General features: G+C 43.0%; 15 protein-coding genes and 1 riboswitch. Of the genes, 8 read left to right on the top strand and 7 right to left on the bottom strand.

The annotated features are described in order from the left end of the window. Positions 1-18: 18 nt before the first annotated feature. Positions 19-429 carry a glucosaminidase domain-containing protein gene (locus tag FY534_RS07455; RefSeq protein WP_203114148.1) on the top strand — a complete coding sequence of 137 codons (411 nt, stop codon included), beginning with the start codon at positions 19-21 and terminating at the stop codon, positions 427-429. 262 nt (positions 430-691) lie between these two features. On the opposite strand, the gene FY534_RS07450 is transcribed toward FY534_RS07455, so the two are convergent. Next, positions 692-1,345 carry a hypothetical protein gene (locus FY534_RS07450; RefSeq protein WP_203114147.1) on the bottom strand — a complete coding sequence of 218 codons (654 nt, stop codon included), beginning with the start codon at positions 1,343-1,345 and terminating at the stop codon, positions 692-694. A gap of 95 nt (positions 1,346-1,440) precedes the next feature. On the opposite strand from FY534_RS07450, the gene FY534_RS07445 reads away from it, so the two are divergent. The 4 genes from FY534_RS07445 (at position 1,441) to FY534_RS07430 (ending at position 3,061) form a co-directional block, all read left to right on the top strand. After that, complete coding sequence (locus tag FY534_RS07445; protein WP_129583651.1) at positions 1,441-1,713, top strand: hypothetical protein; 273 nt, start codon at positions 1,441-1,443, stop codon at positions 1,711-1,713. After that, complete coding sequence (locus FY534_RS07440; RefSeq protein WP_203114146.1) at positions 1,694-2,059, top strand: RNA polymerase sigma factor; 366 nt, start codon at positions 1,694-1,696, stop codon at positions 2,057-2,059. Before FY534_RS07445 ends, FY534_RS07440 begins: the two co-directional genes overlap by 20 nt. Next, positions 2,049-2,291 (top strand): hypothetical protein, encoded by a 243-nt coding sequence (locus tag FY534_RS07435; protein WP_072875092.1) that lies wholly within the window; start codon positions 2,049-2,051, stop codon positions 2,289-2,291. The genes FY534_RS07440 and FY534_RS07435 overlap by 11 nt, the downstream gene beginning before the upstream one ends. Before the next feature lie 68 nt (positions 2,292-2,359). Next, entirely contained in the window at positions 2,360-3,061 is a 702-nt protein-coding gene (locus tag FY534_RS07430) for a hypothetical protein (protein WP_072875093.1), read from the top strand. 45 nt (positions 3,062-3,106) lie between these two features. Here the strand turns inward: FY534_RS07430 and FY534_RS07425 are convergent, their stop codons facing one another. Then, complete coding sequence (locus tag FY534_RS07425; RefSeq protein WP_203114145.1) at positions 3,107-4,354, bottom strand: beta propeller repeat protein; 1,248 nt, start codon at positions 4,352-4,354, stop codon at positions 3,107-3,109. Between the two features lie 180 nt (positions 4,355-4,534). Between FY534_RS07425 and FY534_RS07420 the strand changes: the two genes are divergently transcribed. Both FY534_RS07420 and FY534_RS07415 read left to right on the top strand, forming a co-directional pair. Further along, positions 4,535-4,984: a 3'-5' exonuclease gene (locus tag FY534_RS07420; RefSeq protein WP_072875095.1), complete on the top strand. Its 450-nt coding sequence runs from the start codon at positions 4,535-4,537 to the stop codon at positions 4,982-4,984. A gap of 137 nt (positions 4,985-5,121) precedes the next feature. After that, a riboswitch (cyclic di-GMP riboswitch) is annotated at positions 5,122-5,206 on the top strand. A gap of 174 nt (positions 5,207-5,380) precedes the next feature. Then, positions 5,381-6,160: an EAL domain-containing protein gene (locus FY534_RS07415; protein WP_255567356.1), complete on the top strand. Its 780-nt coding sequence runs from the start codon at positions 5,381-5,383 to the stop codon at positions 6,158-6,160. A 270-nt stretch (positions 6,161-6,430) separates the two neighbouring features. Here the strand turns inward: FY534_RS07415 and FY534_RS07410 are convergent, their stop codons facing one another. Continuing rightward, a complete protein-coding gene (locus FY534_RS07410) occupies positions 6,431-6,694 on the bottom strand; it encodes an AbrB/MazE/SpoVT family DNA-binding domain-containing protein (RefSeq protein ID WP_238413442.1) in 264 nt (87 codons plus the stop codon). A gap of 208 nt (positions 6,695-6,902) precedes the next feature. Between FY534_RS07410 and FY534_RS07405 the strand changes: the two genes are divergently transcribed. After that, the gene (locus FY534_RS07405; RefSeq protein ID WP_072875098.1) at positions 6,903-8,390 is read left to right on the top strand and encodes a class I SAM-dependent methyltransferase; all 1,488 of its coding nucleotides are present in this window, start codon (positions 6,903-6,905) and stop codon (positions 8,388-8,390) included. A gap of 264 nt (positions 8,391-8,654) precedes the next feature. On the opposite strand, the gene FY534_RS07400 is transcribed toward FY534_RS07405, so the two are convergent. From FY534_RS07400 to FY534_RS07385, 4 genes are read right to left on the bottom strand one after another with little or no spacing between them, the layout of a single operon-like run. Further along, positions 8,655-9,737: a GerAB/ArcD/ProY family transporter gene (locus FY534_RS07400; RefSeq protein WP_072875100.1), complete on the bottom strand. Its 1,083-nt coding sequence runs from the start codon at positions 9,735-9,737 to the stop codon at positions 8,655-8,657. 23 nt (positions 9,738-9,760) lie between these two features. After that, positions 9,761-10,927, bottom strand: a complete 1,167-nt coding sequence (locus FY534_RS07395) for a Ger(x)C family spore germination protein (protein ID WP_072875101.1) — start codon at positions 10,925-10,927, stop codon at positions 9,761-9,763. Next, the gene (locus FY534_RS07390; RefSeq protein WP_203114143.1) at positions 10,924-12,234 is read right to left on the bottom strand and encodes a spore germination protein; all 1,311 of its coding nucleotides are present in this window, start codon (positions 12,232-12,234) and stop codon (positions 10,924-10,926) included. Before FY534_RS07390 ends, FY534_RS07395 begins: the two co-directional genes overlap by 4 nt. Continuing rightward, positions 12,231-12,377, bottom strand: a complete 147-nt coding sequence (locus tag FY534_RS07385) for a hypothetical protein (protein ID WP_203114142.1) — start codon at positions 12,375-12,377, stop codon at positions 12,231-12,233. The genes FY534_RS07390 and FY534_RS07385 overlap by 4 nt, the downstream gene beginning before the upstream one ends. Positions 12,378-12,916: the final 539 nt, after the last annotated feature.

Below are 12,916 nucleotides of genomic sequence, written 5' to 3'. Positions count from 1 at the left end.
AACTTGGAGGAGATTTAAATGACAACTTTTCAAGAAGTATGTGGAACGGAATCAGGGTTTTTAAATAATTCTGAGGTCATTAGTTGGGCACAACAAGAATCTAACCTTGCATATATTCCTGTTGCACTCATTTTAGCTCAATGGATATATGAAGGAGCCTGGGATTGTAAGTCTATTGCCGTCAACTGCAATAATCCAGGCAATGCAAATTCAGGGTACTTTTCAAATTCAAGTTGTATAACTACCTATGCGGCGGCTGAATGTTCGTATGCGCCTGGTTATGCTGGAAGCGATACGGGGTTAAATGGTGCACTCATGAACGGTGATATCTACAATGCCGCTTATTGTGAAGTTTCTAATATGTATTTTACAGCTTCGCTGACACCGGGGGGACTAGAACTATATAATTATGCTTCTCAATATGGATAGGACGTTCTGTCAAATGGAATGTACAATGCTCTATACCAGTTGGGAGACTATACGCCAGTTTGGGCTACGAGTAAATATACTACAAATAATCTATTCGGAAGCGAAAGCAACCCGTACCCTTCAACAGTTTCCGGAAGTGGATTAGTCTACCTTATTCAAGTACATGGGTTACAAGAGTATGACTACGTATATAGTGGCTAAAAATATATAACAATAGGGGATACTATTTGGAATCTTGAATGAAACCAAATAGTATCTCTTATTATTTTTGAGATTCCTTAGTTTTCGATTGGAGATAGGTAGGATTGGTGAATTGAAAAGAATCTAAAATATATGAAGCTAATTTTTTATAATCAGGTTTGTTGGGAATAATAATAGATAATTCAGCTCTTGTATACTCACCATAATCTGATTTAGTAATTTCTAAAACATTATTTTTTTCAAGTTGATATTCAAGCAATGTAAATCCATAGGAAGTTTTGAATGGTTTATATAAAAGGACATTCTCGCTTTTTTTGGGCTCATAATCTTTTAAAGACTGATAGGATACGGGTACAACATTGTAACCACCTACAGCTAAAATCAATGCATCGTGAGATACATTATTCCAACCTAAATCATTAGAGAATGATTGTGATATAAATTTTGTAGCTTCTAAACCATCTCTATCCGTTGGTTGCGCTCCAATTTTCCAGCCATTATTATCAGGGAAATCGATTGAAAAACCATATGCCTGATTATGATAGAATTTATATTTGAATTTTGGATAATGAATATTCTTCACTTGTTGATGATTGGTTAAAGAATTATCAATGCTCTTTACATCGCTAAAGCTTGGATGAGTCCCACACCCGGTCACCGTCAAACACGTCAATGCAAGCATAGACGCCGTCAGTCCCCAGATTCGTTTTTGCACAAAAACCACCCCTAGTTTCGACTGTTCCCCTGTATAGACGTACCCGCTACACATTTTGTGACAAGAGCATTTTTCCATCCACACGGGTTATCTTCGTGACCGCAGAGCGTGTTCTGTCATCATCGGACGTGCTTACCCCATCGTACCCATCTACCTCATCCCAAACGCACAAAGCGTTGATAGCCTATACCAGGTGCGCGGAAATGTTGGAGAACGAGGAAGACCAGAAGCGGTTGGAACAGGTGAGTTTGTTGTTGGCTGAACAGGCTAAGGTTATCCAGGACGAACTGCTTGGCTATGCCCTCTACTGGGGACGTGGACGGGGACATATGCAAGGACGTGACCGACATGACCACCTATACCCCTGAGCAGGAAGTAGCCTGGATTCGCAAGATCATACGGCATGTGGCAGCCCATACGCGAAACAAATACAAGAGATGGAGCCGAGAAGACCTCATTCTCAATGCCGCGAATGCAGAAGGAGAAGAGTTTATCCAAACCATCCCTGATTTGTTAGCTGATCATTCAAACCGTGAGATGGAATGGTTTTCTGGCTTATCCGAGCGAGAAAAAACCATTCTGTATGGATTGTACTGGGAAGGAAAAAGTCAACGGGAATTATCCAGACAAATAGGGATTGCCCAAACAACGATTAGCCATATACACCGTCAAGCGATTCGGAAATTAAAGGAGCAGATACAAAATGAGGGATAGAACACAGAAGGTACACAATCTTTTGGAACAAGTCAGACAAAACAAGGAAGTAGATGTCTTTCTGTTATGTCGATATTTCCGAGCAGAGATCGATCAGCAAGTGTCATCTGTGCCGAGATGGTGGAGAGAGGAAGCTCAATCGCAAGTTTGTACGGGAATGTTGGAAGAGGTTCTGAAAAAATTTTTGAAGAGCGTGCTCAAAATGGGGAGTAGAGGTGCTTTTAAAGAGTAGAGGGGCAAAATGAAAGCCCCTCACCACTCCGGCCGGGTGGAACTAACATCAAAAGGGAGCGCTATTCAATGACATGGTATTTTGGTTCGGATTCAGGAACTTCCAGTAATCCTTGCGGAATGAGTTTTTATCTCGGTCGAATGGGTTATGGTACAACTGTAAGTATCTATTGGGCTATCACAGGTATTTCTATTCCTGCCTTTGCTTACTGGAACATTGAAGGTCCAGGAAAAACACCTTATGGGAAGACTTATGAAGAATGGGGAGCAGAACAGGCCCAGGTTTTCTGGAACCAGTTTTGGAACCAACAATATCCCGGAGGATATCCTGGGGGTACAATGTTTGGAGCTGTGTCGCTCGGTAGTGGTGGCTGGAATACTGCGAATGACTCTACGGCTTGGAATGAAAATCAAACTGTCGTAGAAGGCTTTTTAAATGAACTTGCAAATTTAAATGCGGCAAATTCATTCTCGTCGTCTACTACGCTAGGACTCTACGGGAGTCAAATTGGAGAATTTCAAAATCTCCTAGATTCTAATAATTGGATTTCTCCACAGCCAATTGTAGTGTGGATTGCTGATACACAGTCTTCACAAGATTGTACGACGGTGGAAGAACTATATTGCCCCATGCCAACAGTGGGTGGATATGCGCCGATGATTTGGCAATATATTCAAGACCCGGATTATGATGTAACTCCATATGTAGATGGAGTGAGCAGCAGTTCTAATTACACTTGGCATCCTACGACATCTCCGGGGATTTGTTGAATGAATAGTGGAGCGTTCTATATCGAATAAAATCGTGCTACTCAACTACAACATTCCAATTCTTCCCCCGTCCTGAGATCTCCATAAAGACAAGGAATTTGATTGAATACTCTGGGAGACGATCCATCCTGTTTGACCGAAAAACTTGAGACAGATGGGATGGATCGTTGAGGGGATGGGTGCAACCGTTTCCCATGTGCGACCACCTGTTAGGGTTTGCTCCAATTCCTGTTGTTTGCCCTGAAAGACGATAGCCCGTCCCTTTTTAGATGTTAAAAAGTCTGTCAAGAGGGAAGAATCGGGACTTATCCAAATAGGTTTCCATTGAGCTCCATTAACAGTATGATAGAGAACAAAGTATCGTTGGTAGTCCACGGTGTTCTCTCTGGTTGTATATGGAAGAGTTAGGGATACAGATAGGAAGCCGATATGAGAAACCCATGTGGGAGGATATATGGCAAGTACCGAAGCTTGCAGTTTTGGATTGGTTTTGTGATTGTTCATGTCTTTCATGAGAAGCGAGTGTGGGATAGACAATGTAACAGGACCCCAAGACATACCTCCGTTCGTTGAGATCATCAGGGAGGAAGAAAAAGATTTGTGATTAGGATTAGGAAAATAATTTGTGGCCCATGCCTCGTTCGGTGTGGCATATTGAATCTTTTGAATGGACCCATGGAGGGATTGATATACCGGGGAGGAGGAAACATGACCTCGTAGTATTCTCCATAAGGCTTGTGGCCCTGTTTGCAAATCCAGAGGTCCCGATAACATTACGAATCCAAACGAACTATCTTGAGAATTAATGGAAACATGTAATTGGGCGTTTACTATTGTCCAAGGCGCACTGAGACGATCCATTCTCCAATGGACGCCACCGTCGCTTGTAGTGTTGAGAGTGACATGGCGAGCGCTGCCTTGAGTGATCACCCAAGCATTTTGTGAATTAACTGCATCCAACGCTAAAATGTGCTTGGAATTGAAAACTCGTACCCATTTTCGTCCCGACGTTGTAGTTCGAAAAATTGAACGGGAAGAATTGGCCCATCCGGTGGTTCCATTGACCATATAGATTGATTTTAGGTTTTCTAAAGGAGATATAACTACGCTTTTGGCTGAATTAACATCTCGATGTGTTCGACTTGGCTTAAATGAATGGGGACTATCAGATGATGCTGTAGGGTTGAGTGTATTTCCATTTTTATTGATCAATGACATTGTCCCACACCCGGTCACCGTCAAACACGTCAATGCAAGCATAGACGCAGTCAGTCCCCAGATTCGTTTTTGCACAAAAACCACCCCTAGTTTCGATTGTTTACCTGTATAGACGTACCCGCTACACATTTTGTGACAAGAGCATTTTCCATCCGCACGGTATATCTTCGTGACTGCAGAGCGTGTTCTGTCGGTTACAGGCTTGTTCCAACGTCCTATTTTGGTTACAATCTCCAAAAACGGAAGAGAACCTACATGCGTATACAGGATACACGCTTTGTGGTGCTGGATACAGAGACGACAGGTCTAGACCCAACCATCCATCGGATTGTGGACATTTCACTGGTCGAGGTGAGCAAAAACGGCATTCGCCCACTCTATCAGACGCTTGTCAATCCCCAACAAACGATACCGCCGGAAGCTTCGGAAGTGCATCACATCACCAATCGACAGGTCAAAGACAAACCCACATGGGAAGAAGTGTGGCCAACCATTCTGACGCATATCCAGGACGCTGTACGGGTGGCCCATAATGCCAAGTTTGATCGGTCTTTCTTGCCGGAAACCCATCGTCCGTGGATCTGTTCCTACCGTTTAGCTCGTCATTTGTGGCCAGAAGCACAGAAACACACCAATCCATACCTGCGTTCTTGGCTTGGTCTTGAACTCGACGCGGATATGGCACATAGCGCAGCGGATTGGTAAGAAGATGTTCTTGTGTACTCGCTCGATCGTACGTTCGCACTCGAAATGAATTTGAGGTATATGACCTTCCTTTTGTGACAAAAGGTTGAAAATTGTCGGAATTTGTAGGAAGATAAGGTAGGAAGAAATTTCAGAAATGCGTATCAAAGCATACCAATGGAAACATTGGGACGCAAAGCTACGGGTCTAAGGGTATGTGCCTAGGATCGCCGGGTTGCCGCATAGGGCGAGAAGAACGAGGGGGCCATCCGTAGGAAACGGGTGGCCCTCAAACGATAGAGGGGTGGGTAAGATACACATGGTACAAGATTCACACATCAAAAATGGTAAAATATCCCTCGGGGGGGGGGGGGGGGGTATAAACTGTCTAATCGACCAAATATACCCACTTCCGTTTTGCAAAGTATCTTATCCAGTATTCAAAGAGGACAACTAGATGTGGTGTTTCAACCTATCGTTCATCATCGCAAAGAGCACTTTTTTGCGTATGAATCGTTAAGTCGCCCTCAATGCGAGGGGAAGGGGATACCGCCGGATGTATGGTTTCAGGCTGCCTATGAATATCAACTATCTACTGAAATCGACCGGCTAGCCTTATCAATGAGCTTGAAGAAACGTTTGGAGTTGCCAGCAAAATGGCAATCTAAACCGATTTTTGTCAATGTTAGTCCCCATAGTCTGACGGAGCGTGCCTATTTGGAGGAATTAGAACATCTGTTGCAAGAGAGTCATTGCCCGCCCAGCCAACTTATCTTTGAAATGATTGAATACATAGCTTATGATCCGAAAACCCTATTCGAGATGTTACGACCCTTACGTTCTCTAGGCGTTCGAATTGCTTTAGATGATATGGGGGTCGGACATGCCAATTTGTCTACCTTGGTGATATTGGAACCCGATTTCATCAAAATAGATCGTTCACTCATTCAAAACATTCATCTTTCAGATAGAAAACAGCGGTTACTATCTCATCTATTGTGTTACATGGATTCCGGAGAACAAGTGATTGCCGAGGGCGTAGAAAAGATAGAGGAGGTACAAATCACTCAACAACTGGGCATCGATTTAAGTCAAGGATACTACTGGGCACGACCTATGGCTGTGGAAGATTGGGCGATGATGACTCCCTCAACCTTTCTGAATACTTCCTATTCGATTGGAGGGCAGGTCAACTGAACCGAATCTAGGTAAATTAGATGGATTCGTTTTCAAATTCGTGTGTTTGTCCGGTTCCATGAAGACTCGTTTAGCATGTTTTAATGCTAAAGGAGGGTTGAAAAATGCTCGATGGACTGACACGCTGGGCTATTGTATTTTTGATTATCTTTGTATTGTTCTTTTTGCTGGTACCTACAGCCGTGACGACCTGTAAGACTGTACCTGTTGCCTGAGGCTACACAAGTCATTCGCCACAGTCTGGGCTTTCTTGACTGTGGCTCATTCAAGTTAGTATTTGATATACTGCTGTAATTGCTGCGTACAATGACGACAGACTTGCTGCTCGTGAAACCATAGAAGATCTTCTGTATTCTTACAAAAAATACATCCCGGTACATATTTCTGAAGAATCAAATTCTCCTCATCTAACAAAAATTCAAGTTCATCTCCGCACTCTATGCCTAAACTCATTCGTAACTCTTTGGGAATGACGATTCTTCCTAATTCATCGACTCTCTTGGTCATTCCTGTATCCAGTATGTCTTCCTGCACACAGGTTCCCCCTCTCATGGGAGTGGCCCACGCGCGGTGAAGCGTGAGCCCTACGGTGTCGAAAGGATGTGTTTCTATATTTATTCTGTGCTCCGAATATTGATTTTATTCCAACATACGCATTTCTATGGATAGGAATCCTTTTTCTTTCGAACATGATAAAATTGATAAAATGAGACAGCATTCGCACTAGAAAAGGAAGGTTCGTATGACAGAAATTGTTGAAGAATTGCCCAGACTGGCTCCCATCATGAAAAAATTGTTACAGGAGCATATCTTGGTCGGCCCGACACTCACACATGTTTCCGTTGCAACAATAACTTCGCATCATCAACAGTTAATTCATCAAGAGGCTCGGCGGTTAGTCCGACAATATTGGCCTGAGCACTGGTTTGCCCGTCCAGCCATTCAACCCTACTATCAGAAAGTCGTTGCCACCAATGCGATGATTGACGCGATCACCAGCACAGCTGCCTTTTATGCGCATTTACGTCTGGGTCAGTCCGGGCTCGAAGGTAGCATGATACTGGTAGCTTCGAAATTACTGGAAACGAGTATGAAGCGATATTCTCCTGAAACGGTGTTTGCTCTTGCATTTCTTGTCAATGCATATGATGACTATCAGGCAATTCAATATTATCAGCCTATGTTAGTTACAGATTTTGTGAGTGGTCAATATCATCGTCCCTGGGCTTCTTATCCGTTGGAAGAAGAATGTAAACTCATCTTGGATTATGGTGTTGCAGAATGGGTATCTTCATCGGATCGTTTATCCATTCGTTTAACAAAAAAAGGAGAAGACCATCTCAAGGAATTTCAAGCTTTTCTACAGGAAACCGGTTTCCTTGAAAAGCGTGCTGCACTCAATCGGTTTGCCGGTTTTGGTCAAATGGAAGATTATGATGAGATCATGAATCGTCTTTCCAATGCGAAGGAATTACGTGCCGCACTTTTGAAAAATGCTCGCTTGCAACCGAATATGCACGTATTGGAGCTTGGCTGTGGAACAGGCATGCTCACTTTGGATGCCGGACTTTACAAAAAAGTAGGTTTGTTTGGGCAAATCACGGCGATTGACCCCTCGCTGGGTATGCTGAATCGAGCGATGAAGAAGCCCTATTCGGGCGCTTCTGTAAAATTCTTGCAGGCGACAGCCGAGGAATTACCCTTTGAAAGTAATACTTTTGACGCAGCGGTAGGTTTTCTCTTTCTGCATTTTACAGATATCCCTCAAGCTTTACGAGAAATTCATCGTGTATGTAAACCAGGAGCGTGGTTGACCACCATATATGGTCTCCAATTTCCACAAACCGAACCCTTTTTAGAAGAGTGGTTAGCTCCCATCTTTCAACAATCACGATCAATGTCGAAGGATTCAGTGGATCGTATGCCGAAGGAGGATACTATTCGGAATATTCTCTCTACATTGGAATGTACTTACGAAGAGGTCACTTTGGAACCTGTTGAAATCCTGGGGAAGACCTATGAGATTGACCAAATCATTCGGTTTTGGTTTCAAGCTGGCAACTTTTTTGAGCCGTTCATGAGAAATTTGCCTTGGAAAGCTCAACAAGATCTCATTCAACAGCTTACCGAGCGAGGATATCGTATCCGAGAAAAATACGGAGAGGAAGGTATGATTCAACATCACCCGGGCCAGTTTTTGCAAGCACGTGTCATCAAATCCACTTGTTGAAGGATGGTGTCTGATGAAATCGTTTTACTGCATTTACTGCCAGGATCTTTGTTCAATCGAAAAAAATATACGTATTTTTCATACCGGATTTATTCGCGTTGAACAGGTAGACTATGCCATGGGGATTTGCTGGGATCATAGGTTGGATGAAGCCAAAGAGGAGAAATTTCCCACAACTGAGCCCTTAGGGGACTAGAAGTTCTATAGCACTTGAAAAGGCGAAGATTTGAAGGGAAATGCGGATTCCCTTGATTGGAAGAAGAACTATCGCCTTTTTTGGTGCTTTTCCCGATTCTGTGGGGAATACCGTTGAAAACAGAGGAAGAAAGCTACCAGAATTACGAGAAAGACGGAACTACCAATATATCCTATCAGGCAGGCTTCGATGGTCGTAAAAGAACGACTGAGAATAAAAGTAGTGACCGTAAGCAGAGGAAGGAAAAAGATAAGAATATAGGTTTGGTGCTTTTCCGAATCCCAAAAAGTTTCCATCGCAAATCCCAGAGAGATGGCTATCCGCATCAATGTACCCATGGCGGCAAGTCCGAGTCCATACGTGTCAAATCGATCAATGAGGATGAGATCCATAGATCGGAGGGTTTCTTCTGTCGGAAACAAAAAAGTTTGAGCCCATTCTAAACCATAGATTGAGATAACTCCCATAGCAGGAGTAATCATCATAATGGCATTCAGGATGATACCGATAGCCCACCAACGATACAATAATTTTTCTGAAGGATGTTGATAGGGTAATTGAAAAAGGAGTGATAGACATTCGGTCCACATACAACAAGAGACCCCTAAGCCTATCCAAACGGGATGCCATCCGTGCTCGAGAAGAGGAAGCCACTCCAACCAATCTTTCGAATGATGATCGATCAGAGTGACAGACATTCCCGTCAGCATGGCCAATCCTGCTAAAAATGTGCCTGTCCAATAGATAGCTTGTTGACCCCTCGATAAACTATAGGCAACGATCAACATTAAAAAGATGACCAAGATTAGTGTAGGCGTATTCGGTAAAAAATTAATTTTCACAAAAGAAATAAACAGGGCAGATGAGAGGATAGCAAGTGCGACATTATACAGTAAAAAGTAACCTTTAAAAATAGTGAGTAAAGGTTTGGGAAAATGATTTGCAGATTCCCATAAAGATTTTCCTTGACGTAAAACGACGATATGTACGCTCCATCGGGCTAAACCTAAAAAAAGAAGACTTCCTAAAAGAATACTGATCCAAATGTCACGGCCAGCCGCCTGGAGTATGGGAGCCACCATAAATAAATGTCCCATGACGGGAAGAGTAATAAGAGATAATAACATAGCCTCAAACGGTCGAATGGCCAACAGGGTATACTTCCTTTCTGGATTTAATAGGGGAGTTTGAGCCAACGAATTAACCCGGGATGCATAATGGTTACTACGGGGTGAACATGAATATCTGCTTTTTGAAACACTTCGTTCCAATGAGATGCGTATTGACGCCACACACCAGGTTGTTTTCGATAGACCATAAGCCCAACACCCAGTGCATCAGTCTGGTCTTTCTGTTGTAATTTTTGCAGAGTTTGCTGGCAAATTTGTTGAACCGTTTGGTTAGCTTTTTCTTCGAGCTGATGAAGATGTTGGGGATTCCAACTGTCTCCTTCCTCTCCATCTTGTGCCAGTGTTCCTCGCAATCGAAGAGTATATTCTACGTGAAGCTGACCGTTAGAAAATTGAAAATGTTTCTCCACTTTTTCGCGGGTGATTTCAACGACACTTCTTTGATGCGACTCTCCGATTTCTAAACTTCCCCCTTTTTCTTGACCGAGCAACCATATGAGACCTTGCGTTTCCGTGGTATTGAGTTCATCGACCATATGATTTTTTTGGATGAGTGCAGTTCCTTCGTATTCCACGGTCATTGGCTTTTTCTTGGCATGTAAATGGAGCATAGGCAAAAGGCTACAATATGGAGGTTCATGGAGAGCTTTCAAACATTGGATCAGATCAACGGTAGCATAATTCGATACAAATCGAATGTTTTCCATACCAAAGGATAACGGAAAAGATACTTCAGGTTCTAACCAGGTCGCGTTGGCCAAAATATCTTTGACAGGATCATCGGTGACAAACACGTAAGCGCGAGAACGGGGTTGCTGATCTCGATACCAAATATCTAAAAACCAGTCTAAATCGTGCTTAGCCATAGATTGTGAGATCACAACGGCTTTGGCATGAGTAAAAAGGAGGCGATGCTTGGTCTCACGAATCATGTTTCGTTCAATATCAAAAGCCGTCATACCGTCCCTCACAATGAGCGTGTGAAGACGACTTTCTCGGCTGCTCCCTCCTTGTTGCTGTGCCTCTGTTTCTTCAATAGAAAGCGGAATCAAATATAATCGCACTTGATGATTGTTGAGTTGTTCTGCCCCTACCGTAGAGACCATAGAGACATATTTGAGTTCTGTACCTTCTCCGCAGCCCGTGAGTCCGAGACATATCCCAAGGATGCTCAGGCAAGTGATCCATACGCTAGTCTTTCGACGATTCATTTTTTCCAACCTACTCTTTGGCGATCATGTAACGAACGCGGATTTCTGGATAACCAACGAATGGGGAATTTCACAAAACCATCTTTCCAATCCTGAAGGTACAAAGGAGCGATAGGCGATAAAAAGGGCGAATGAAAAGAAGTTAAACTCACGACATGAACCAGAACGCCAAGCATAAAGAGAATGACGCCATATAACCCCAGAAAAGAAGCGACGATGATATTGGCGATGCGTAATAGAGCAATCACATCGGCTACGGGAGTCAGGGTAAATCCCGTAATGGCTGAAAAGGCAACGACAATGATGGTGGGTGGACTGACGATACCGGCATCGACAGAAACTTGCCCTAAAATCAGAGCTCCCACGATGCTAACAGCAGAACCTACGGATTTCGGTAGACGAATTCCGGCTTCACGCACAATTTCAAACATGAGTATCATAATGAGGATTTCCAGGGTGATCGGAAAAGGCGCTTTTGCACTGGATTCCTGTAATTTGGGGAGTAATGCGGTCGGGATCATTTCTTTGTGAAAATTTAACATAGCGATGTAATAGGCAGGTAATAGAATGCTAAAAAAGTAACTCATCGTACGAAGTAAGCGAATAAAAGAAACATAATAGGGACGAGAAGTATAATCCTCCGTGTTAACGATGGACTCGATAAACAAATGCGGCATAAACAGTGCGGTTGGATCACCATCAAGGAGCAGCACCACGCGTCCTTCTAAAATTTGAGCAGCGGCTTTATCCGGCTTCTCCGTATTTCCAATGGTCGGAAAAACTGACCATGGTGCATCCTCAATCCATTGTTCGACTTCACCAGAGGATAAAACATCCTTGGTTTGAAGTTTTTGAAGACGAGAACGAACTTCTTCCAGTAAGGAGGGTTCTGCACGAGAACGCAGATAAAACATTTTGAGTTCGGAAGGAATCTGTGAACCCAGTATGAAAGATTCCATGCACAAATCAGGGGAGGGAAGCCTTTTTCGTAACAGAGAAGCGTTGGTCTCCAAAGATTCGACAAATCCTTCATGGGCTCCGCGGACAGTCGTCTCACTGGGGGGTTCCTCAATTCCACGTTGTAGCATACTTTGAACAGGCATGGACAAGGCGTCCGTAGCGCCCTCGACACATAGAAGAACGTGCCCTTTGAGAAGCTTATGTTCGAGTTCAACTAAGGAAGAAGAGAGTTGAGCCTGCTTGATAGGTAAGCGTTGTCGAATGGCATCCCATATAGAGTGTTGGTGTATGAATGGCTCTCGTGTGAGGGGTTCAAAGACTCTCCTTTGAAGTTCACCAGCATTCACTGAACTTTCAAGCCAAATCCATAAGATAGAAATTTTTTTTTTTGCATCCACAGATGATCATAAACGACTTGGAGATCGGCATCTTCTAACCGTTCTAAAAACCATTGGGCGTTTTGGGTTATATGCCGAGAAACTTTGGACATAAAATCTCTCCTCCAAAACAGGGATATTTTAACTTGTCTCGATGCTAGCTTTTTTATGCATGTAGACGGTGAAATTTAGTGTTGATACGGGGTAGCGTTAAGCTGAAGCTTAGACAAGCAATGGAGGCTTACAAGTTGATGAATCAATATAGATTGTCAGTTTGATCTGAATGTTGAACTATCCTAAGGATAAATTGGGAGAATTCACCCCCATACAAGTACATTTTTTACTCCGTATGATTGTTCATGGCTGAGTTGAATGAGACAAAGTAGAAATTTTTGAAATGGCTGATTCTATAAATTTCTTCTGTAATTCACTGAATGATTATTGAACATTGGGTTGAAGTAAACAGCGATAATAAGGTAAAATCTATCATGTTAGGTATAGAATACATAAAAGAGGAAATGTCTCTTATACGTAGAGGTAAAGATAATGTACGGTCAGTCATCGCCAAGGGTTTTGCAAAATGATAGGCTTCAATTTACATTCTGCAAAACCCTTGATTTCAAATGCAGGAAATTGACTCAAGTAAATCGTG

Source organism: Alicyclobacillus sp. TC, assembly GCF_016804365.1.
Classification (GTDB): domain Bacteria; phylum Bacillota; class Bacilli; order Alicyclobacillales; family Alicyclobacillaceae; genus Alicyclobacillus_I; species Alicyclobacillus_I tolerans.
Note: the sequence above shows the minus strand (reverse complement) of the source record. Positions and strands in the feature narration are given on the sequence as shown.